The sequence below is a fragment of the Actinoplanes sp. 13 genome, assembly GCF_056134165.1.
The window spans coordinates 1-21,613 of sequence record NZ_JBVYOQ010000025.1; the positions used below are offsets into that span (position 1 = coordinate 1).

Consider the following 21,613-nt stretch of genomic DNA (forward strand, 5'->3'; position numbering starts at 1 on the left):
CAATCGAATGGGCACCCCACGAAACCGCACGATCGACGACCGCGCGATCAACATTAGGATTTCCGTCAGGACGGCCGGCTCGAGCCCCTCACGGGTCCCGCTCGCTCGCCCGTCTCCCTGGCGGCTCGGAAAACATTACTACCCCCGTCACGCGATGCCAACCCGGGGTGCCCGCGACGCCCGTCACATCCGCGGGGACGCGTGAACGAGCCTGGAGACAGGATGGCGGGGAGGGTCGCAGGGCGACCGGAGTCTTCAGCCGGAACCCGCCGCGGCCTGCCCGGCAGCAAGATCGCGGCCACATCGGCGAGTGCTCGACGAGGTCGTACCGAAGAAGGAAGGCGAAAGTGAGACGCTGAGGCCGCGGCAGGCGGGTGAAAGGTGCGGCGGGACGATATAACGAGCGCATGCGGACTGATGAGCTCGCCGATCTGGTGCGTGAGGTGCCGGGCACCGAGGTCGACTACGGGCCTGGGCTGGTGACGGTGCACGTCCCGGCGATCGGTGACACGGTCCGGATCGCGTTGCGGGACGTCATCGAAGCCTATGACGTGATGGTGCCGACCGGTGCGCCGGCCGTACAGATCGATCTGAAGCGGCGGCGCGAGGTGCTGCCGCTGATCGTGACGGTGGACGACGTGGTGTTCACCCCCGTCTACGCGGACTCGGTGGTGGACCCGGAGGACGAGCTGATGGTGCCGGCGATGCCGAGCCTGGTCGCCTATTCGGAGATGCACCGGGACGTGCGGATGCTGGGGAAGGCCATCGACGATCCGGAGGTGGAGCTGGAACCGGAGATGCTGGCCGCCACGCTGCTGGCGCACCGGTGTTTCATCGCGGGAGCGGTCCGGGTCGGGTTGTGGCCGGTGCGGGTGGCGGCGTGGTGGGAGTACACGTCGGCACGGGCGGCGAAGTCGGTGCGGCTGGCGCGGTTCCAGCAGGACGAGCAGTGGGATCGGCTGATGGCTGATGTGACGCAGGCGCGGAAGCAGTCGGCGCCGATCTGACCGGCCGCGGCACCCGGACGGCGCACATCAGGGCTCCGGCCAGTGCCGTCGCGTACAGCAGCAGCGCGGTCACATAAGACGACTCCCCCGGTGACCAGGTCAGCACCGCGCCCCCGACCGCCGCGCCCAAGCTTCCGCCCACCGTGCGCATCACGGTGTTGACCGCCGCCGACACCCCGGTCTGCTCGCTGGGGACCGCCTCGACCACCAGGGCGCCGACCGCGGCGAAGGCGAGACCGATCCCGGCGCCCATCACCAGCACCCCGAGACCGACCTGGATCAGGCTCGCGTGCCAGATCGCCAGCCCCGCGTAGGACGTGCCGGCGGTCGCGATGCCGGCGGCCAGGGCCGCCCGCGGGCCCTGCCGGGCGGTCAGGCGGCGGTGCACCGGCATGACCAGCAGGTTGCCGAGCGCGGTCGGCAGCATCACCAGCCCCACCTGCGTGGGGCCGGCGCCGAGCCGGTCGGCGGCGAGCAGCGGGATCAGCATCCAGGACCCGAACATCCCGAACCCGAGCAGGAACGTGGCCGCGTTGGTCGCCCGCACCGTCGGCAGGGCGAGGGTGCGCAGGTCGACGAGCGGGTGGGCGGCCCGGCGCTGGGCGCGCCACCAGATCACGGCGAGCGCGGCGGCCACGGGGGCGGGCCACGGGGAGCCGGTGCTGAGGGCGAGCAGCAGGAGGCCGAGCCAGGTGGCGAGTAGGGCGGCGCCGTACCAGTCGATCGTGGTGTTCCCGCCCGCGGGCCGGGCGGGCGGGAGCAGCAGGAGCACCGGGATCATCGCCAGCGCGGAGACGACGGCGGGGATCAGGAACAGCCACCGCGAGGAGAGCACGGCGAGGATCGGGCCGGCCGTGATGGTCCCGGCAGCGCCACCGACGCTCATCACCGTAGAGATCACGACGAAGGCGCGTGGCCGCCGGTGGGCCGGCAGGTGGTCGCGGACCAGGGCGAAACAGAGCGGGAAGACCGCCCCGCCGAGGCCCTGGACCACCCGGCCGGCGACCATCACCGGCAGCGTGGTGGCGGCTGCCGAGACGAGGGCGCCGAGGCTAATCGCGGTCAGCGAGGCGAGCAGGACCCGGCGTTTGCCGTGCACGTCGGCGAGGCGGCCGAGCACCGGCGTGGAGACCGAGGCGCTCAGCAGGAACGCGGTCAGCAGCCACGCGGCGCCACCGGGCGTGACCTCCAGCTCGCGCTGGAACACGCCGAGCGCCGGGACCACCAGCGACTGGAGCACGGAGTAGGCGGCGGTGGCCAGGCAGAGACCGCCGAGGAGGGCTTCGGCACGACGGGGTACGACCGGAGCCCGCGCCCCGGCGACGGAGTCGTCACCGGGGCGCTGTGCCGACGAGGTCACGGGGCCGGGACCACCTGCCGGTGGCCGGCGGTGTTGCGGTTCGCCGGCCGGGGCAGGCCGTAGTGCTCCCGCAGGGTGCGCCCGGTGTACTCGGTGCGGAACCGCCCGCGCTCCTGCAGGATCGGCACCACCTGGTCGACGAAGGCCTCGAGACCGGACGGCAGGACCGGCGGCATGATGTTGAACCCGTCGGCGGCGCCGGACTCGTACCACTGCTCGATCTGGTCGGCGACCTGCACCGCGGTGCCGGCGAAGGTCAGGTGCCCGCGCCCGCCGCCGAGCCGGGCGATCAGCTGGCGGACGGTCAGGCCCTCCCGGCGGCCGAGGTTGACGACCAGGGTGCGGCGGCTCTTGGCGCCCTCGATCTGCTCCTCCTCGGGCAGCTGGGCCGGCAGCTGTTCGTCGAGCTTCAGCTCACCCGGGTCGATGCCGAGCAGCCCGGCGAGCTGCACCACGGCGTACTCCGGGCGGATCAGGCGCTCCAGCTCGGCTTCGAGCTCGCGGGCCTCCTCCCGGCTCGCACCGATGATCGGCACGATGCCGGGCAGGATCTTGACGTGGTCCGGGTCGCGGCCGTGCTCCGCCGCCCGCCGCTTCAGGTCGTCGTAGAACTCCTGCGCGTCGGTGAGCGTCTGGTGCGCGGTGAAGACGGCCTCGGCGTACTTCGCCGCGAAGTTGCGCCCGTTCTCCGACGACCCGGCCTGGACCAGCACCGGGTGCCCCTGCGCGGACCGCGGCACGTTGAGCGCCCCGGCCACCGAGTAGAACCGGCCCTGGTGCGCGGCCGGGTAGATCTTGTCGTCGTCGCCCCAGACGCCCCGCTCCTTGTCGGCGAGGATCGCCTCGTCGTCCCAGGAGTCCCAGAGCTTCAGCGAGACGTCGACGAACTCGGCGGCCCGCTCGTACCGTTCGCGGTGCGCCGGCAGGTGGTCCAGGTTGAAGTTGCGGGCGGCGTCCAGCCCGGCCGTGGTGACGATGTTCCAGCCGGCCCGGCCACCGCTGACGATGTCCAGCGAGGCGAACCGGCGGGCCAGGTTGTACGGCTCGTTGTAGGTGGTCGACGCCGTGGCGATCAGGCCGATCCGGGACGTCGCCCCGGCCAGCGCGGTGAGCAGCACGGTCGGTTCGAGGACGCCGGACGGCCGGCGGCCCACCTGATCCCAGAGCACCGGCCCGTCGGCCAGGAACACCGAGTCGAGCCGGCCCCGCTCGGCGATCCGGGCCAGGTTCTTGAAGTGCTCGACGTCGAGGTCGGCGTACGGGTCGCTCTCCGGCAGCCGCCAGGACGCCTCGTGGTGGCCGACGCTCATCAGGAAGGCGTTGAGGTGCAACTGCCCGGGACGGGTCATCACTGCACCTGGGGGGTGTAGTGGGTGGCCTCGTCGCCCTCCAGGATGTAGCTCTTGGTGCCGTCCAGGCCGACCGGCACGTCGCCGGCGACGGTGACGCGGTGCAGCTTGCGGGCCAGGTCGCCGTAGTCGTCGGCGGCGTAGTGCTGGGTGCTGCGGTTGTCCCAGACCACGATGTCGCCGACCTGCCACTTGTGCCGCAGCGTGTTCTCCGGCCGGGTCACGTAGTGCTGGAGCAGCCGCAGGATGTCGCGGGACTCGGTCTTCGACAGGCCGAGGATGCCGGTGACGAAGTTGCCGATGAACAGGTTCGGCCGCCCGGAGTCGGGGTTCACGCGGACCACCGGGTGGGCGGTGCGGTACCGGGTGGAGACGAAGACCTTGTGGTACTCCTCGACCTCCTGCGAGCGGAACTGCGGGTGCTCCGCGTAGTCGTAGGCGTTGGAATGCTCGGCCCAGGCCCGGTCGGCGAGCAGGCGCAGGTGCTCGGGCAGGTCGGCGTACGCGGCAGCGGTGTTGGAGAACAGGGTGTCGCCGCCGTACGGCGGGATGACCAGGCTGCGCAGCGTGGTGGCCTTCGGCGGGGCGACCACGAACGTGACGTCGGTGTGCCAGGCGTTCGCCCTGGCCCCCTCGCCGGCGGCCACCTCCAGGACGTTGGCCTGGCCGTCCACGGACGGGACGGTCGGGTGCGCCAGCGTGAGATCACCGAAGATGGAGGCGAAGCGCTGGTGCTGCTCGTCGTCGAGATGCTGGCCGCGGAAGACGAGCACCTTGTGCTCGACGAGCGCGTCGTGGATCTCCTTGGCGGTGCCCTCGTCGACGGGCTGCTTCAGGTCGACTCCGCTGACCTCCGCACCGATGCGGCCGCCGATCCTCTTGATTTCTGACATGGTCGAAACCTCCTCAGTTGGTGCGCCACGTGGAGAAGCGGCGCTCGGTGACGATCAGAAGCTGGTTCACGACGAGGCCGATCGCGGAGATCGTGATGATCCCGGCGTACATGTCGGCGACGGCGAAGTTGTACTGGGCGTAGTTGATGAGGTAGCCGAGCCCGGCCTTGGCGCCGACCATCTCGGCGGCGATCAGGATCAGGATCGAGGCGGCCCCGGCCAGCCGGATGCCGGTGAAGATGGTGGGCACGGCGGCCGGCAGCACGACCTTCTGGAACAGGCGCAGCGGGCCGAGTCCGAGGGATCGGGCCGACTTGATCAGGAGCGGGTCGACGGTGCGGACCCCGCTGACCGTGTTCAGCAGGATCGGCCAGGTGCAGCCGTAGAAGATGATCGCCACCTTGGACGTCTCGCCCAGGCCGAGGATCAGCACGAAGACCGGCAGGATGGCCAGCGCCGCGGTGTTGCGGAACACCTCGAGCAGCGGGTTCAGCAGGTTCGCCACCGGCGTGTACCAGCCGATCAGCAGGCCCAGCGGCACGGCGGCGGCGACCGCCAGCCCGAAGCCGGCCACCGACCGGCCGAGGCTGGCCGAGGTGTGGTTCCACAGTTCGCCCGAGGCCAGCAGATCCCACCAGGCGGTGAGCACCTCGGACAGCGGCGGCAGGAAGACCGCGTCGACCACACCGAGGCGGGGGAAGACCTCCCAGATCGCCGCGAGCGCGGCGATCGCGACGACGCGGGTGAGGACGGCGGCGGCGAACCGGGCGATCTTTCTCAGCGGCGGGGCGGAGAAGATCGCAGCGGGTACGACCTGCGTGACGCTAGACACGGGTGGCCTCCAGCTCGCTGCGCAGCAGCTTCCAGATCTCGTGGCGGTGATGGACGAACCCGGGATCCGACCGCAGGTCCTCGCCGGCTGTCCGGGCGGTCAGCGGGATGTCGACGATCTGCTTGATCCGTCCCGGCCGTGACGTCATCACGGCCACCCGCTGACCGAGATAGACCGCCTCCTCGATGCCGTGCGTGATGAACACGACGGTCTTGCCCGTCTTCTCCCAGATCCGCAGCAGCTCGTCCTGCAGCCCGTCCCGGGTCTGCGCGTCCAGCGCCGCGAACGGCTCGTCCATCAGCAGCACGTCCGGGTCGAAGGCGAGGCTGCGGGCGATCGCCACCCGCTGTTTCATGCCGCCGGACAGCTCGTGCGGATAACGGTCCTGGAAGCCGCGCAGGCCGACCAGGTCGAGGTATTCGCGGGCCCGCTCGGCGCGTTCCCGGCGGGGCACGTGCTTGGCCTCCAGACCGAACTCGACGTTGGCCTGCGCGGTGCGCCAGGGCAGCAGCGCGTACTGCTGGAAGACGATGCCGCGGTCCAGCCCCGGCCCGGTGACCGGCTTGCCGTCCACCAGGATCCGGCCGCTGGTCGGTTCGGCCAGCCCGCCGAGCAGGTCCAGCAGCGTGGACTTGCCGCAGCCGCTGGGACCGACGATGACCAGGAACTCGCCCGCCGACACGGTCAGGTCGATCTCGGTCAGCGCGGTGGTGGTGACCCCCCGCGAGTGGAAGCTCTTGCTCACGCTTTCGAAGCGGATCATGCGGCGGCCACCCCGTTGTACTTGTTCGAGAAGAGGTCGGCCGGCTTCAGGTCGTCCTTCTTCAGCTCGCCGGTGCTGTTCAGCCAGTCGATCCAGACGCTGAAGTCGGTGTCCGCGATGACGCCGCCGCGGCTGGTCACCCCGTAGCTCTTCCAGTACTTCAGCGCGGAGTCGTCCTCGTTGCGGGCCCGCTTCGCCAGGATCTCCTGGAACTTCGCGACGACGGTCTCGCGCTTCTCGGTCTTGGACCACTCGATCGCCTTGGCCACGCCGGTGACGAACGTGGTGACCGTGTCCGGGTTCTTCTTGATGAAGTCGTCGCGCAGCACGTAGCTGCCGCCGGTGAACGCGCCGAGCAGCTCGAAGTCGGTGAACAGCGGCCGCAGCCCGCCGCGTTCGAGGGCCTTGTCGCGCAGCGTGCCGCTGAGCGCGCCGGCGTCGATCTGGCCCTGCCGCAGCGACTGCTCGGTGTTCACCGGCGGCACCACGACCAGCTCGACCTGCTTGATCTCCGCCGGGGTGAGCCCGTTGCGGGTCAGGTAGGTCTTGATCACCGCTTCGGAGTGCGCCCCCAGCGTGTTGACGCCGATCTTCTTGCCGATCAGGTCCCGCGCCGTCCGGATCGGACTGTCCTGCGGCACGAAATAGCCGATGTAGCTGTCCTTGTCCGACCCGTAGTAGCCGACCACCGCGGTGATCGGCGCCCGGGACGCCTTCAGCTTCACGATCGCCCCGTTGAAGGCGCCGCCGAAGTCGATGTCCCCGGTCGTGGTGGCCTGGATGTCCTGCGGGCCGCTGATCGTGTTGCCGATCCACTTGAGCTTGACGTCGCCCAGATAACCGAGGCTCTCGGCCAGCTCGGCGGGCGTGACCGCGCCCACCGACCCCTGGTAGCGCAACTCCTTGACCTGCTCACCGGCGGCCGCGGCGCTCCCCGAGGAGCCACAGCCGGCCAGGAGGGACGCGGCGAGGACGCCGGCTAACAATGATCTGCGGGTGGCCATGGGAACTCCTTGGAAGAGGTCGCGTCTCATCGGCCGGGCAGCGCGAGGCGCAGCCGGCGGCCGGGCAGGTTCTGTCGCGCCGGCGGTCGTCGGACGCGCGGCGTGGGCGGAAGGACGGAGCGCCCGGCAACGATGCCGGCGGCTCGGAAGATCAGTCGGGCGGCGGCAGCCTCGCCGTCGCACTCAACAGGCGCAGGTACACACCCGGAGATGGTCGACGAAGCGGCGCCGCGTCAGGCGCTTGCTCCGGTTCATGCCTCTGAACGTAGACGTCCGCCCCACCCGCCGTCAGTGCTTTTGTGACCCCCGTCACATACATTTCCCATAGAGTGAGTGGGATATGCTTCCGGCAGGCGCCTCACCTGCGCCTCCTTTGCTGGTACGACCTACGCACAGTCCCCGGCCACCCCGCGACCTCCCTGCTGGTCCAGGCCGCAGCGCGCCCGCCGGGCTGAAGCGCGACCCACCCTCACCCCCCGCCCGCACGCCCGCAGCCGGCGGCCCCCCGCGTGGCGACTTCGGGCGCGCAACGCACCCCAGCTCCCGACCCGGGCTGCGCATCCGCAGGGCCGTCTGCCTGTCCCCTCGGCAGCGGGGCTGTCGTTGACAGGGCCGCCGCACCGCTGCCAGGGTCGATGACAGACCGTCCACATCGGCGTTAGGAATCCCGTGAGCCGCATCCCGCCGATGAGCTACGCCGAGGCGCTGCGCATCGTGGCCCGCGACGACGAACGTGTGAAGAAGCTCGACAACCTGCTCGGTGGCCTGATCTTCGTGGCCGCGCCGTTCACCGCGGGCGGGTCGCTGGCACTGGTCGACCCGAAGAACGAGGCGGTGCGGCTGATCCGGGAGATGACCGGCGCCGCATCCGGCCGGATCAAGGGTGCGGTGGGGAAACGCCACCTCGAGCTGCTGGAAGCGGCGCACACGGTGCTGGGCCTTTCGGCCTTCTTCGACGCGTTCACCGAGACGGTCGGGCTCGACCTCACCGACGACGACAAGCGCCGGGTCGCCGGGCGCGCGGGTGGCGGGCCGTTCCCGCGCGAGCTGGAGACCGGTGTCCTGCCGATGCCGACTCCGGTGCGCGGTTTCGAGGCCAACCTGCACCTGATCACGGAGTCGTTCTATCGCCTCGCGAAGTCGCTGCTGAACTTCCTGGAGGGACTCGAGACCTGGGAGCGCATCGGCAGCGCCGCGGCGGAGATGGTCGACGTCGTCACCCATGCCCAAGAGATCTATCGGGAGCGATTCGTGCGGTTCGCGGCGGACATCCCGGAGTTCGCGATCTGGATTCAGCTGGACGCGGTGTCGGCGGTCTCTTCGCAGGTCGCCACCCTGACGGATTCCATGGCCGGGCTGCACGAGCGGCTGGAGTCCCTGGATCCGGTCCGGGCCGCTGTCACCGACATCGAACGCAAACTCGCTCGCCGGGCGAGGAGCATCCTCGACGAGTCGATCTGGCGCACACCGACGGCGGGTCTGGAGTTCCCCACAGTCCGCGAGGGCTTCGTCAGCCCGCACTTCCGGATCGCGACCATGGGCAAGGACGACCGCCCGGCCGACGACCTCTGGTGGAACGACGCTCCCGTACACACCGACTTGGCGCACTTCTTGACCGAACACCTCGCGACACCGGCCAGCGCCCGCCAACCACTGATCATCCTGGGCCACCCCGGTGCGGGGAAGACGCTGCTCAGTGAGGTCGTGGCGGCTCGCATCCCGGCCGGCTCCTTCACCACGATCCTGGTGAAGCTGCGCCGGGCGCCCGCCGACGCGAATCCCCACCGCCAGATCGAGAAGGCGCTGGAGTCGACGGTGCGCGAATCACTCGACTGGGGCGTCCTCTGCCGTGAGTCCCCGAAGACCAAGGTGGTCATCTTCGACGGTCTCGACGAGCTGATCCAGGCGACCGGGACCACGCAGACCGACTACATCGAGCGGGTCACCGACTTCCAGCGCGACGAGTGGCTCGACGGCAACGCGGTGATCACCATCATCACCTCCCGCCACCTGGTGATGGACCGGGTGCGAGTGCCGACGGGTGCCACGCTGCTGCGGCTGGAGGACTTCGCCGACGATCAGATCGAGCGGTGGACCGAGGTGTGGAACCGGGCCAACGCCGGCTCGGAGGGCTTCCGGCCGCTCGCCGCGGAGAGTGTCCTCGCCAACGAGCTGGCCCGGCAGCCGCTGCTGCTCTTCCTGCTCGCCATCTATGCGGCGAGCAGCCCGGAGCATCGGCTGGGTGAGGCGAACCTGTCCAGCTCGGAGCTGTACCGGGACCTGCTCGACGCCTTCATCACCCGGCAGATCCGGGACAAGGCGCTGGTCCCGTTGAGCCCGGCGGAACAGTCTCACCGGGAGGAGTCGCTGCGACGGGATCTGTCGATCGCGGCGTTCGCCATGTTCACCCGGGGACGTCAGTTCATCACCGAGGAGGAGCTCGGCGCCGATCTGCGGATCCTTGCGCCGGTGGAGGCGCCCGGCGGGGCGGTCGGCCTGGTGGAACCGTTGACCAGGGCGAAGGCCACGGTGGCTGCGTTCTTCTTCATCCACGTGGCCAAGGCGCGGGAGGACGAGCAGGGCGCGGGGATGCGGAGCTACGAGTTCCTGCACGCGACCTTCGGCGAGTACCTGGTGGCCGAGTACGTGACGCAGGCCCTGAGCGATCTGGCATCCGACTGGGAACGCCTCCACGTCCGGCATCGTCTCGAGTCACTGGACGACGATCTGCTTTTCGCACTGCTCAGCCATCGCGCACTGAGCACCCGTGAACCGATCGTCGAGTTTCTCCGGGAGATGCTGCCGGCATCGAGCGGAGAGGCGTTGCGGAGCACCATCGGATATCTCTTCAACCGGGCTCGCAAACACCGCCTCCGGTCCGACGTGAGCCGGTACGCCGCCACCCCGCAGGACGTGGTCAACGGCCTGGCCGCCTACACGGCGAACCTCGCGATGCTGCTGGCGGTCTCGGCGGACGACGGCTTTCTGATCGATGAGTTCACCACGAGCGAATACTGGACGTCGACGGTCCGCCTGTGGCAGGCCGGACTCGACGACGACGGCAAGAGAAGCGTCCTCAACACGTTCGCCCGCGACAACGACACCGTCATCTACGCCGGTGACAGTTTCACGGGTGGCTCGCCTGAGGCGGCAGCCGCAGCCCTCATCGCGGACTTCGTCACGGAGGTGCAACTACGGACCGGCGAATACACGATCAGCCATGCCGGAATCCAGTCGGCCGACCATCGTGACATGCTTCTCCAGGCGGTCCGAACGAGGGAAACCATATGGCCGGTTCCGCCGTTGGAGCGACTCACACCTTACGACGAAAGGATGTATCGGAACCTGCTCGGCCTCGCGGAAAGGCACCGCGACGAGCTTGACTTCCAGTTCGCCGAGATACTGATCGACGGGCTCGTGAGAGACGGCGCTTACCTCGACCCCCGTCTTGTCCAGGAACTCGTTTCCCTGGCACTCGGATGCTCGGACGGTGCACTCGACGGTACACGCACGCTGGCGGCTCTGGCGTGCCGATGCCCGTTCCTCCTCGACGACCCGCAATTCCTTCACGCGTTGACGGATGTGGCGGACGTCGAAGACGCACTCACCCACCTACTGCTCCGGCAGATCCAGAAACAACGTCCCGACTTGACCCCCGCGGCGGTCCTGACCGATCCGGCGGAGCAGTTCCTCTCGCTGCAGGTGAATTCCTACTCCGCCACTCCGGAAATGGTGCGGGCGTTCGCCGGGCTACCCGTCCAGACTTCGTTGATCAACAATCTTCTTCGGAATCTGGCCGATTTCGAAGACCTGGGCTGGCGGGGCGTGGAGCCTTCTGACCTGGCACGGCTGATCCAGGGGCGGCAGAACGTGGATCCCGCACCCATCGCGAAATACGTGGCTCACCGTCGGTCGATCGGCACTCCGGAGCAGGACCTCATCGCATTCACCTGGGCAGCGGAGTCGGGCGGGGAGGCGGAGACTCGGCCGCTGGGATAGGTTGGGCCACCGTGATCGACTCTGTGGGTCCCGCTGCGCCGCCGCGGCGTGCCTGGCCGGTGCATGTGGCCGTCGCCGGTGTCTCGTTGTTGGTCGGCGTGGTGGTCACTGTGGCGGTGCTGCTGCTCGCCGGCTGGCGGCACGTCCCGGTTCACCGCTACGAAGTGACGGTTGTGATCGAGGCCGGGACCACTGTGGAGCGCCGGGACGAGATCGGCGCGACGCTGGGGAAAGCCCTTCCGGAAGGTGAGCTGCGGGTGCGGACCAAGGAGGAGCTGTTCGAGAGCTTCCGCAAGGAGTGGGAGGCTGAGAACGGTGAGCTGCCGGAGTCGGTGACTCCCGCCGACGGCGGGGAGCAGCTGATCCTCTCCACCAGCGGCCGGAGCTTCGACTGCGCCGTGCTGGCGGGCGTCAAGGACAGCCCCGAGGTGTCCAGCGTGAACGTGACCTGGGTGCACGGCGGCACCGGCCGATCGTCCGTGATCGGGTGCCGATGACCGCCCCCGAGCCCTACGGGCAGGCGCCCGCGGCTGCGGCCCCGCACGGGCAGGCGCCCGCAGCCCCGGCCCCGCACGGATACGCGCCGACGCCCGCGAAACCGCGACGGTTGCGGCCCGTCCACCTCGCCGTCTCGGCCGGCTCCCTCCTGGCCGGGGTGGCGGTGGCCGTCGCGGTGCTGCTGCTCGCCGGCTGGCGGCATGTGCCGGTCAGCCGCTACGAGGTTCGCGTGCTCCTCGACGCGGCGGCGTCCGCGGAGCAGGTCGAGGCGGTCCGCGCCGAGGTGAGCAGGACTGCCCCCGGCCGGGAGGTTCGGGTACGGACCCCGGAGGAGAACTACGCGGACCTCCGGAAGACGTACACGGACTCCGGCGACGCCCTGCCGCCGTCGGTGACTCCGGAGTCGATGCCCCGCGTGGTGGTCACCGAGACCACCGGCCGCGACTTCGACTGCGCCCCGTACACCGCGGTGAAGGGCCTGGCCGGCGTCGACTCGGTGCGCATCGGCCAGTACGACGGGGGCGTCCCGGTCGCCGCGACCACCTGCTGACCAGCGGTCCGGCAGGGAGTGGGCAGCTCCGCCCGGCGGTCGCGGCAAAGGCTCGCACCGGTGCCGGCTCGCGTGTGGCCACGGGACTCCGCCAGGTCGTACCAGATTCCGCCAGGTCGTACCAGATAAGGAAAGAGCGGAGCGAGAGTCTTCCTCGCTCCGCTCCGCTGAACCGTCAGGTCACTCTTCGTCGCCGCCGAAGTCGAGGGCCTCGGCGCCCTCCTCCATCGCCTCACCCATCAGGTAGCCGGCCGCGAGGCCGCCGGCCACGCCCATCGCCGCGCCGCCCATGCCGCCGTGACCCCGGCCGTGGCCGCGGTAGTGACCGTGGTGGCCGTGACCGCCGTATCCCGGCTGCCCGTACCCCGGCTGGCCGTAACCGGGACCGTGTCCGGGCGCGCCGTACGCCGGCTGCCCGTATCCCCCGCCGTGCCCGCCGCCGAAGCCCGGCATCGACTTGCGCCGGTCCACCGCCTGGCTGACCCACCCGCTGACCACCTGGCGCCAGTCCGTGGAGTCCGCGTCGGCGTGCGAGACCGTGTACCGCCCGTACGAGTCGTGGCCCGGCGTGAACAGGCCGCCGCGCTTGTCGAACTCGAGGACGACCTCGACGCTGTGCGGGCTGGTCACGAACGTCAGCTCGACCTCGTTGATGCCGGCGTGCGAATACTGCGCGGGCGGGTAGTACTCGATCTCCTGGTAGAACGGCAGCGTCTGGTGGACACCGTAGATCTGCCCGTACTCCAGGTCGGCCGACTTGAACTGGAACCCGAGCTGCTGGAACGCGTCGAGGATGCGTTGCTGGACGGGGAGCGGGTGCACGTGCACCGGGTCCAGGTCGCCCTTGTCGATGGCGCGGGCGATGGCCACCTCGGTGCGCACGCCCATCACCATGCCGCGCAGCGGCTGGCCGTAGACCGCGGTGATCGGGGTCTCCCACGGCATGTCGATGCGCAACGGCAGGGAGAGCTGCTGGCCGGCGGAGAGGCGCATCGGGCCGGTGACCGGGACCCGCAGGAAGTCGGCCACGGCCGAATAGTCACCGCCGCCGCCCTCCACCTCCATCCGGGTGACCAGGCCGAGCGTGATGTGCTCGATGTCCTGGTCCTGCTTGCCGCCGACCAGGTTGACCTGGCCGGTGAGCTGCGCGCCCGGGTAGGTGCTCGGGTTGGACAGCACGGTGTCCACGCTGAGCCCGCCGACCCCGATGGCGCCCAGCAACTTCTTGAAGACCACAGTTTTCTCCCGCTTCAAAACCCTGTCAGGAGGGGGAAAATAACAACACCCGCTGAACGGCCGCTGTGAAATCGCCGGACTTCACCGGATCTTGCGCCGACCGCGCCGCGTCCACATCGGACCTCGAGGCGGCGGTATTCTGCCCGGGCGACCTGTCGAAAGGCTCTGCCTTGGCTGTCCAAGCGCCGCCGCACCGGCCCGTCCTGCCCGGGCTGCCGCCGGTCGATACCCCGCGCGGCGACGGCGGCTCGCAGATCGCCGTCACGCTGAAGTACGCGCCTCTCGCCCTGCTCCTCGGCCTGTTCACCCCGGTGCTCGAGGTGGACGGGCAGGCAGTCCCGGCCGCCTGGGGCCGGGTGGTGACCGCGGTGACGCTCGGGCCGCACCTGGTGCACGTGCACGTGCCCTACCTGGTGCCGTCCCGGATCGGCGCCGCCGAGACCACCGTGGTCGCCGCACCCGGCCGGACTGTCGAGCTGGAGTACCGGGCGCCGCTGCTGAAGTTCCTGGACGGCGCGATCGGGGCCCCGCCGCAGCGCTATCCGGGCCTGGCCGCCGCGCTCGTCCTGCTGGCCGTCGCCGTGCTGCTCGCCTTCGGCGCCTGCCTCGGGATTCTCATGACCGGCTAGGGCTTGGCCTGCAGCTCGTCGTGCAGGGCGCGCATCAGCTCCGAGCTGGTGAACGGCTTCTCCAGCAGGTGCACCTCCGACGACAGGGTGCCGTGGGTGGTGAGCACCGGCTGGGCGTACCCGGACATGAAGAGCACCTTGGTCTGCGGCCAGGCCTTGCTGACCGCCGCGGCCAGGTCCTTGCCCAGCATGCCCGGCATGATGACGTCGGTGAGCAGCACGTCGACCGGGTGGTCGGCGGCGATCCGCAGCGCCTCCTCGCCGCCGCCCGCGGCGAGGACCGTGTAACCGCCGCGCCGCAGGATCCGGCAGGTCACCTCGCGCAGCGCGGCCTCGTCCTCGACCACCAGCACGGTCGCACCGTGCCCGGTCAGCCCGGCCGCCGACTCCTCCGCGGGCGCCGCGACGGCCTGCACCTCGGTGGCGGGCAGCAGGATCGTGAAGGTGGTGCCGATGCCCGGCTCGGAGTAGATCTGCACGGTGCCGCCGGCCTGGGTGACGATGCCGTAGACGGTGGCCAGCCCGAGCCCGGTGCCCTGCCCGCTCGGCTTGGTGGTGAAGAACGGCTCGAACGCCTTGTCGATCACCTCCTTCGGCATGCCGGTGCCGGTGTCGGAGACGCGCAGGCGCACGTACCGGCCCGGGGAGAGAGTGGCGGCGTGGTCGGCGTCCACCGCGACGAGGGCGGTGTCGATGGTGAGCCGGCCGCCGGTGGGCATCGCGTCGCGGGCGTTCACCGCCAGGTTCACCAGGACCTGTTCCAGTTGGCCCGGGTCGGCCATCACCGACGGCAGGCCGGCCGTAGTGCGTACGGTCAGGGTGATGTGCTCACCCAGCGACCGCTCCAGCATCTGATGCACCTCGGTGACCACCGTGTTCAGGTTCAGCGGTCGCGGCCGGATCACCTCCCGCCGGGCGAAGGCGAGCAGCTGGTGGGTGAGGTCGCTGCCGCGCCGCGCGGCCCGGGCGATCTGCTCGGCGTCCACGGCCGGTGGGCTGCCGGCGGCGTCCTCGACGATGAACGAGGCGTAGTTCAGGATCACCGCGAGCAGGTTGTTGAAGTCGTGCGCGATGCCGCCGGCCAGCTGCCCGAGGCTCTCCAGCCGCTGGGCCTGCTGCATCCGGGCCTCCAGCCGCTGCCGGTCGGTCTCCTCGCGCAGCCGGCGCCGCTCCTGCTCGGCCGCCAGGCGCTCGGTGATGTCCCGGACCACCACCACGATCACCGTGCCGGAGTCGGTGTGCAGGGCGCTGCACGCGATGTCGACGGGCAGCTCGGCCCCGTCCCGGTGCAGCGCGCGCCGGGACGCCCAGCGATGGTCGATCGGCTCGTCCGCGCCCGCGAAGGCCCGCTCGGTGTCCAGCGGCGTGCTGTCCCCGCCGGTGCGCAGGACCGCCGACACCGGGGGCAGGCCGTCCGGCAGCAGCTGCCGCAACGGCATGTGCAGCAGGTCGTACCGGGGATGCCCGAACAGCCGCTCGGCCTCGGCGTTGACCAGGACCACCTCGCCGTCCTCGCCCACCCCCAGCATCGCGTCCGGCGCGGCGTCCAGGAACGCCTGCACCCGGGCCTCGGCGCGTTCCCGGTCGCTGATGTCGCGGCCGATGCTGGTGGTACCGAAGATGGTGCCGCGCTCGTCCAGCAGCGGGGAGATCAGCATCGACACCGCGACGGTCTCGCCCTTGGAGTTCTGCCGGAGCGTGCGATAGCGGTCCACCCGCCCGCCGAGGCGGACCAGCAGCCGGATCTGCTCCTCGTCGGTGCGCCGCATCACCGGGATGATCTCGTCGATCGGTTTACCGATCATGTCGGCGGCCGGGTAGCCGTAGAGGATCTCGGCGCCCGGGTTCCAGGACAGCACCCGCCCGTCAAGGTCGGTGGTCACGATGGCGTCGTGCGACGACTGCACGATCGAGGCGAGCAGCGCCCGGGTCCGTGCCGCCTCCCGCTGCGCCGTGTCGTCGCGCAGCACCGCCGTCACGTACGTCTCGCCGTCGGGCCCGGTCACCGCGGACAGCGAGACCTCGACGGCGAACACGCTGCCGTCGCGGCGCAGCCCGCGCAGCGGAAGCCTGCGCAGCGGCTGGTGCCCGTCGTTCAGGTACCGGGCACGCTGCTCCGGGTGCCGGTCCCGCACCTCGGGGGGCACCAGCTCGTCGACCGAGCGTCCCGCCAGCGTTCCGGCGGGGTAATCGAACATGTCGTGCGCCCGGCGGTTGGCCAGGGTGATGATCCCGTCCGACCGGCTGACCACGATCGCGTCCGGGGCGGTGTCGAGCAGGAGCCCCGGGATCTCACGTGACGCCACCGCTACCTCCCACCCTTAAAGTACGTCTATTCGGATATTCCGGGTATGAGGATGGAGAATCTGGGCATCGTTGCCTGGTGACGACGCCCGAACCGCCGACCGCGATCGACCCGAACCGCCCGAGCGCTGCCCGCATCTACGACGCGTTCCTCGGCGGCACCCACAACTTCGAAGCCGACCGCGCGGTCGCCGCCCGCGCCGTCGAACTGGTCCCCGAACTGCCGGCGACCGCCCGCGCCAACCGGGCGTTCCTGCGCCGCGCCGTCCGGTACGCCGCCGGGCGGGGCATCCGCCAGTTCCTCGACCTGGGCTCCGGCATCCCGACCGAGCAGAACGTGCACGAGGTGGCCCAGGCCACGATGCCCGGCGCCCGGGTCGTCTACGTCGACATCGACCCCACCGCGGTGCTGTACGCCCAGCACCTGCTCGGCGGCGACCCGCAGACCGCGGTCCTGCACGGCGACCTCCAGCTGCCCGACCAGTTGCTCGCCGAGCCCGCGGCCCGGGCGCTGCTGAACCTCGACGAACCGGTCGCCGTCCTGATGCTCTCCGTGCTGCACTTCGTCGCCGACAGCCCGGCCCTCGACGACGCCATGCGGGCATATCACCGGATCGCGGCGCCGGGCAGCCTGCTCGCTATCTCGCACGCGACCACCAGCGCCCGCCCGGAGGCGATGACCCGGGTCGCCGACCTCTACAACCGCACCGGCACCGCACTCATCCCCCGCAGCGAGGCGCAGGTCGGCAGGTTCTTCGAGGGCTGGCAGCTGGTCGAGCCGGGCCTCGTCTACGGCCCGCAGTGGCGCCCGGACCCTGGCGCCGAACCGGGCGACGACACGTCGCAGTACCTCACGCTGGCCGGCGTCGGCGTGCGATAGGCACACCCGCGTCGGCCGGCCGGTCCCAGCCGTCGCACTCGTCCGCGGGCTCCACCTCGATCAGGTCGAGCAGGTCGGGGCCGGTGTGCCCGGTGTCGACCGTCCCGCCGATCAGGCCCAGCTGCGCGGCGCAGTTGCGCCCGTATCCCTGCACCATCCGGTCGACCCGGGTGGGGTGACCGCACCGGCGGCACGGTCGCATCCGTTCACGGTGTTCCACGGCACCAGTGTCAGCTCTCGCCGAGGGCCTCGGCCAGCTCGTCCCGGGACATCCTCGAACGGCCGGGGATCTGCTTCTCCTTCGCCAGGGCGTACAGCTCGTGACGACTCAGAGGCTCCGCCCGGCCGGCGTCCGCCCGGGCCGGCCGTTCCTTGGTGATCTCCGCGGTGTCCGGCATGGCTCCCCCTCCAGGTCATGCATGCACTTCAGCCAAAATACCCCGGAAAGAGATGAATGATCCCCACAGCTAACGTTCATCTTCAACCCGATAACCTCGGCGCGAGAAGAACGACGAGGGAGAAGTCGGTGGACGCGTTCCGCATCTTCCGGATCACCGCGATCGCCGAGGCGATCTCGTGGACCGGACTGCTGATCGGCATGTACCTGAAGTACGTCCCGGAGACCACCGAGGCGGGCGTCTGGCTGTTCGGCCGCCTGCACGGGGCGCTGTTCGTCGCCTACCTGGCAGCCACGCTGTGGGTGGCACGGGCCGAGCGCTGGTCGCTCTGGCGGACCTTCTTCGGACTGGCCTCCTCGATCCCCCCGCTGAGCACCCTGATCTTCGAGCGCTGGGTGACCCGCCACCGCCGTCCCGCGGTCCCCGCCACCACCTGACCGCCCCAGCACGCGAGTGTGTGAACTTTCGGCTCGATTCGAACCCGAAATTCACACACTTTTGAGTACGAGACAGACCGGTCCCCGAGAGTCAGCGCGACCGGCTGCCATGCCGGCCCGCGACGCGACCGCCGGGCGGTGCGTCGCTCCCGCAGGCTCGCGACCCGCTGCCGCCCAAGGCCGTAGGGCGGCCCCAGCCAGCCGGCTCCCAGGACCGCGCCGACGGCCCGCCCACAACACGAGTCCAGGACTTACGCGGCTGGCCCCACGGCTGGCGCGGCCGGTGCAGCGCACGGGCGGGGCGCCGCGCGCAGAGCGGGCGCCGCGCGCAGAGCGGGCGCCGCGCGCAGAGCGGGCGCCGCGCGCAGAGCGGGCGCCGCGGGGTGAGGGCGCGCGGGCAGGGCGGCGTGGCGCATGCGGGGTGGGAGGGGCGCGGGGTGGCGCCGGCCTGGGTTACTTGACGGCGATGGGGTTGACCGGGGAGCCCACCGCGCCCGTGATGGGCAGCGGGGCGGCCGTCAGCCAGAACTCGTAGATGCCGTCCGCGGCACAGTCGGCGGCGAGCGCGTCCAGGTCCCACATCTCGCCCAGGAACAGCCCGATGTGCGGGATGCACACCTGGTGCAGCGGCTGGAACGCGTCGTCGAACTCGTTCGGCCGCACCTCGAAGCCCCACGTGTCGGTGGCGATCGCGGCGATCTCCGAGGTGTGCAGCCAGTCGGCGGTGGTGAACGACAGGCCGGGCGCCGGTCCGCCCGCGTAGTCGCCCCACCCCTCACGACGGGCCCGGGTGAGTTGTCCGGTGCGTACCAGGACGATGTCACCACGCCCGACCTCGACGTGCTGGGAGATGATCGCGGCCTGGAGATGCTCCGGCGTGACGGCGAAGCCGTCGGGAAGCTCGCCGTCCGTGCCCAGCAGGCGCCCGGCGTCGAGCAGAACACCCCGTCCGGCGATCACGTCGGCGACCGTCTCGATGCCGGTGACCGCGTCGCCCAGGCTGGTCACCACCTTGTCGGCGGGACGGCCGTTCCAAGCCTGCCCGTGGTCGAAGATGTGGCCGAGCCCGTCCCACTGCGTGGAGCACTGCAGCGGCATGGCGATCACGTCGTCCGCGCCGCCGATGCCGTGCGGGAAGCCCTGCACACCGGCGACCGCGTCGGTGCCGGTGTCGAGCATGGTGTGCACCGGGTTGGTGCGGCGCCGCCAGCCCTTCTGCGGGCCGTTCGCGTCGAAGGACTGGGACAGCGAGAACGAGACGCCGCGGCGCACCAGCGAGGCGCCCTGCACGCGCTTGTCCGGGGTCAGAAAGTTCATCGTGCCGCGCACGTCGCCGGCGCCCCACCGGCCCCAGTTGGAGCAGCGCTTCGCCGCCGCCGCGATGGCGCCCGCCGGATCGGTTCGGTCGATCATGCGAGCACGTCCACGATCCAGTCGGCGATGTACGTCTGCACGTGCGCGAAGTGGTCGAGCCCGATGTGCTCGGCGCCGCCCTCGGCCGCCGTGAAGATCCGCAGGTCGCGGCGGGGCGCGTTGACCGCCTGTTCGTACGACCGGTGGGCGTACGCGAGGGGGATCTGCCGGTCGTTCTCGCCGTGCGCGATCAGGAACGGCACGGTGATCTGCTCGACGACGCCGTCCAGGTTGACCGCCTCGGCCTTCTTGATGAACACGTCCAGGTCGGTCTCGCCCCACACCCAGAGCACGTGGTCCCAGTAGTGCGGCACCGGGTTCTCGCCCTCGCGCTCCAGGCGCCGTTTCTGCACCGCGCCCCAGTCGTGATTGGCGCCCCAGGCCACGCAGAGCGCGAGCCTCTTCTCGAAGGCGGCGGCGCGCGGCGCGTAGTAGCCGCCCAGCGACCACCCGACCAGCCCGATCCGGTCGGCCACCACGTCGTCGCGGGTCAGCAGGTAGTCCACGCAGGCCCGGGCCCAGTCCTCGCTCTCCACCCGGGAGGTGAGGCCGAGCAGCCGCAGCGCCTCGCCGCTGCCGGGGGTGTCGACCATCAGCGTGGAGATGCCGCGGGCGGCCATCTCCCGCGGGAATCCCGACGCGTACATGTGCTCCTTGGTCGAGTCCAGCCCGTTGAACATGATGATCACCGGCGCCCGGTCGGTGGCCTTCGTGAAGTACGCCGGGAGCAGCGCGCCCTCGAACGGGACCGCGACCCGGGTGGTGGCCGGGTCGATCAGGTCGAACGCCTTCTGCTGCAGGGCGAGGCACCGCCGGTAGAAGACGTCGCGGTCCGGCGCCTTGGCGCTCTGCATCCGCTCGGCCTGCGCCAGGTAGTTGGTGGCCCGCAGGTATTTCTGGCCGGCCGTGCGCAGGTGACCGGCCGCCTCGTCGGCGGCGGCCCGGGTCGCCAGGTCCTCGGCGACCGCCGCCCAGGACGCCAGGAACTCCTTCGTGCCGACGTCCGAGCCCTGCGCGGCGAGGTCGCGGATCGGCCGGCAGGCGCGGTCCACCTCGTCGATCAGGCCGCCGCTGTTGAGGGTGGCGACCACGCCCAGGTTCCAGACGTAGTTGCCGGGAAAGTACTCGAACATCAGGACTGCCTTTCTTTCCGCGCCGTCGCCGGGTCCCGCCGACGGACTCGCGGGAGATCTTCGGTGGGCGCCGTGGAGGTGACCCGGTTGGTCAGGCTGCCGAGGCCCTCGACGGTGAGCGTCACGACGTCGCCGTGGCGCAGCGGTGGCGGATCCTGCCTGCCGTTGCGGCCCCACAGCTCGGCGAGGCACCCGCCGTTGCCGACGGTGCCGGAGCCCAGCGCGTCGCCGGGCAGCACCCGGCTGTCCCGGGCGGCGTGGGCGAGCATCGTCTCGAACGTCCAGCCCATGTTGCTGAGCAGGTCACGGCCGATCTCGGCGCCGTTGACGGTGGCCGTGCACCACAGGTCCAGGAAGCCGTCGCCGTCCTTGCGGCCGTCGAGCTCGTCGGCGGTGACGATCCACGGGCCGAGACTGCTCGCGAAGTCCTTGCCCTTGGCCGGTCCGAGGCTCACCTGCATCTCGCGTTTCTGCAGGTCACGAGCCGACCAGTCGTTGAGGACCGTGTAGCCGAAGACGGTCTGGTCCGGCCCGGCGATCGCGGCGACCTCGAGTTCGAAGTCGCGGTCCACCGAGCGGGCCGGGAACGGCACGTCGTCGTCCGGGCCGTAGATGCGGTGCGGGTTGGTGAAGTAGAACGTCGGTGCGTCGTACCACGCCTCGGGCACGCCGCCGGCACCGTCGATGCTGCGCCGCACGCCTTCGACGTGCTCCTCGAACGCGACGAAGTCGCGGAGGGACCGCGGTTGCAGCGGCGCCAGCAGGCGCACTTCGGCGAGGGGTACGGCCTCGAGCGTCTCGACGGCACTGAGGCCCCGCTCGATGATCTGCAGCATGGTGAGGTCACCGGCGACGGGCAGCACGTCCTCGCCGGCCACCACGCCCGTCCTGACCCGGCCCTGGTGCCGGAACGTCGCGATCCGCATCG

The 21,613-nt window shown here is 70.7% G+C and carries 19 protein-coding genes and 1 pseudogene; 7 read left to right on the forward strand and 13 right to left on the reverse strand.

Going from position 1 to position 21,613, the window contains the following annotated elements; all coding sequences use genetic code 11:
- Positions 1–407: 407 nt before the first annotated feature.
- Positions 408–1,007, forward strand: a complete 600-nt coding sequence (locus AC0NH5_RS33335; RefSeq protein ID WP_474410923.1) for a hypothetical protein — start codon at positions 408–410, stop codon at positions 1,005–1,007.
- 31 nt (positions 1,008–1,038) lie between these two features.
- Here AC0NH5_RS33335 and AC0NH5_RS33340 read toward each other — a convergent pair.
- The 6 genes and pseudogenes from AC0NH5_RS33340 to AC0NH5_RS33365 form a co-directional block, all read right to left on the reverse strand.
- Positions 1,039–2,367: pseudogene (locus AC0NH5_RS33340) on the reverse strand (MFS transporter); the annotation flags it as partial.
- Complete coding sequence (locus AC0NH5_RS33345; RefSeq protein WP_474410924.1) at positions 2,364–3,716, reverse strand: LLM class flavin-dependent oxidoreductase; 1,353 nt, start codon at positions 3,714–3,716, stop codon at positions 2,364–2,366. The pseudogene AC0NH5_RS33340 and the gene AC0NH5_RS33345, both read right to left, overlap by 4 nt.
- A complete protein-coding gene (locus AC0NH5_RS33350; RefSeq protein ID WP_474410925.1) occupies positions 3,716–4,609 on the reverse strand; it encodes a TauD/TfdA dioxygenase family protein in 894 nt (297 codons plus the stop codon). The genes AC0NH5_RS33345 and AC0NH5_RS33350 overlap by 1 nt, the downstream gene beginning before the upstream one ends.
- A 13-nt stretch (positions 4,610–4,622) precedes the next feature.
- Positions 4,623–5,441 carry an ABC transporter permease gene (locus AC0NH5_RS33355; protein ID WP_474410926.1) on the reverse strand — a complete coding sequence of 273 codons (819 nt, stop codon included), beginning with the start codon at positions 5,439–5,441 and terminating at the stop codon, positions 4,623–4,625.
- The gene (locus tag AC0NH5_RS33360; protein ID WP_474410927.1) at positions 5,434–6,204 is read right to left on the reverse strand and encodes an ABC transporter ATP-binding protein; all 771 of its coding nucleotides are present in this window, start codon (positions 6,202–6,204) and stop codon (positions 5,434–5,436) included. Before AC0NH5_RS33360 ends, AC0NH5_RS33355 begins: the two co-directional genes overlap by 8 nt.
- On the reverse strand, positions 6,201–7,208 hold the full coding sequence (locus AC0NH5_RS33365) for an ABC transporter substrate-binding protein (RefSeq protein ID WP_474410928.1): 1,008 nt from the start codon (positions 7,206–7,208) through the stop codon (positions 6,201–6,203). The genes AC0NH5_RS33360 and AC0NH5_RS33365 overlap by 4 nt, the downstream gene beginning before the upstream one ends.
- Before the next feature lie 669 nt (positions 7,209–7,877).
- Here AC0NH5_RS33365 and AC0NH5_RS33370 point away from each other — a divergent pair.
- The 3 genes from AC0NH5_RS33370 to AC0NH5_RS33380 are packed head-to-tail and all read left to right on the forward strand — an operon-like array spanning position 7,878 to position 12,255.
- Positions 7,878–11,207, forward strand: coding sequence for an NACHT domain-containing protein (locus AC0NH5_RS33370; RefSeq protein ID WP_474410929.1), 3,330 nt, complete (start codon positions 7,878–7,880; stop codon positions 11,205–11,207).
- Between the two features lie 11 nt (positions 11,208–11,218).
- Positions 11,219–11,704: a hypothetical protein gene (locus AC0NH5_RS33375; RefSeq protein ID WP_474410930.1), complete on the forward strand. Its 486-nt coding sequence runs from the start codon at positions 11,219–11,221 to the stop codon at positions 11,702–11,704.
- On the forward strand, positions 11,701–12,255 hold the full coding sequence (locus tag AC0NH5_RS33380) for a permease-like cell division protein FtsX (protein WP_474410931.1): 555 nt from the start codon (positions 11,701–11,703) through the stop codon (positions 12,253–12,255). Before AC0NH5_RS33375 ends, AC0NH5_RS33380 begins: the two co-directional genes overlap by 4 nt.
- A gap of 180 nt (positions 12,256–12,435) precedes the next feature.
- Here the strand turns inward: AC0NH5_RS33380 and AC0NH5_RS33385 are convergent, their stop codons facing one another.
- Positions 12,436–13,491: a sporulation protein gene (locus AC0NH5_RS33385; RefSeq protein ID WP_474410933.1), complete on the reverse strand. Its 1,056-nt coding sequence runs from the start codon at positions 13,489–13,491 to the stop codon at positions 12,436–12,438.
- Positions 13,492–13,661: 170 nt separating this feature from the next.
- On the opposite strand from AC0NH5_RS33385, the gene AC0NH5_RS33390 reads away from it, so the two are divergent.
- Positions 13,662–14,120 (forward strand): hypothetical protein, encoded by a 459-nt coding sequence (locus AC0NH5_RS33390; RefSeq protein WP_474410934.1) that lies wholly within the window; start codon positions 13,662–13,664, stop codon positions 14,118–14,120.
- Here the strand turns inward: AC0NH5_RS33390 and AC0NH5_RS33395 are convergent.
- Complete coding sequence (locus AC0NH5_RS33395; RefSeq protein WP_474410935.1) at positions 14,117–16,426, reverse strand: PAS domain S-box protein; 2,310 nt, start codon at positions 16,424–16,426, stop codon at positions 14,117–14,119. The genes AC0NH5_RS33390 and AC0NH5_RS33395 overlap by 4 nt on opposite strands.
- Positions 16,427–16,503: 77 nt before the next feature.
- Here AC0NH5_RS33395 and AC0NH5_RS33400 point away from each other — a divergent pair, with 77 nt between their 5' ends.
- Positions 16,504–17,304, forward strand: a complete 801-nt coding sequence (locus tag AC0NH5_RS33400; protein WP_474410936.1) for an SAM-dependent methyltransferase — start codon at positions 16,504–16,506, stop codon at positions 17,302–17,304.
- Here the strand turns inward: AC0NH5_RS33400 and AC0NH5_RS33405 are convergent.
- Together AC0NH5_RS33405 and AC0NH5_RS33410 are read right to left on the reverse strand one after the other, a co-directional pair.
- Entirely contained in the window at positions 17,276–17,524 is a 249-nt protein-coding gene (locus AC0NH5_RS33405; protein ID WP_474410937.1) for a hypothetical protein, read from the reverse strand. The genes AC0NH5_RS33400 and AC0NH5_RS33405 overlap by 29 nt on opposite strands.
- 10 nt (positions 17,525–17,534) lie before the next feature.
- Positions 17,535–17,702: a Rho termination factor N-terminal domain-containing protein gene (locus AC0NH5_RS33410; protein WP_474410938.1), complete on the reverse strand. Its 168-nt coding sequence runs from the start codon at positions 17,700–17,702 to the stop codon at positions 17,535–17,537.
- Positions 17,703–17,830: 128 nt separating this feature from the next.
- Here AC0NH5_RS33410 and AC0NH5_RS33415 point away from each other — a divergent pair, with 128 nt between their 5' ends.
- Entirely contained in the window at positions 17,831–18,139 is a 309-nt protein-coding gene (locus AC0NH5_RS33415) for a DUF3817 domain-containing protein (protein ID WP_474410939.1), read from the forward strand.
- A gap of 453 nt (positions 18,140–18,592) precedes the next feature.
- Here the strand turns inward: AC0NH5_RS33415 and AC0NH5_RS33420 are convergent, their stop codons facing one another.
- From AC0NH5_RS33420 to AC0NH5_RS33430, 3 genes are read right to left on the reverse strand one after another with little or no spacing between them, the layout of a single operon-like run.
- The gene (locus AC0NH5_RS33420) at positions 18,593–19,552 is read right to left on the reverse strand and encodes a cyclase family protein (protein ID WP_474410940.1); all 960 of its coding nucleotides are present in this window, start codon (positions 19,550–19,552) and stop codon (positions 18,593–18,595) included.
- Positions 19,549–20,685: an alpha/beta hydrolase family protein gene (locus tag AC0NH5_RS33425; RefSeq protein ID WP_474410941.1), complete on the reverse strand. Its 1,137-nt coding sequence runs from the start codon at positions 20,683–20,685 to the stop codon at positions 19,549–19,551. Before AC0NH5_RS33425 ends, AC0NH5_RS33420 begins: the two co-directional genes overlap by 4 nt.
- Positions 20,685–21,611 carry a fumarylacetoacetate hydrolase family protein gene (locus AC0NH5_RS33430; RefSeq protein WP_474410942.1) on the reverse strand — a complete coding sequence of 309 codons (927 nt, stop codon included), beginning with the start codon at positions 21,609–21,611 and terminating at the stop codon, positions 20,685–20,687. The genes AC0NH5_RS33425 and AC0NH5_RS33430 overlap by 1 nt, the downstream gene beginning before the upstream one ends.
- Between the last annotated feature and the right edge of the window lie 2 nt (positions 21,612–21,613).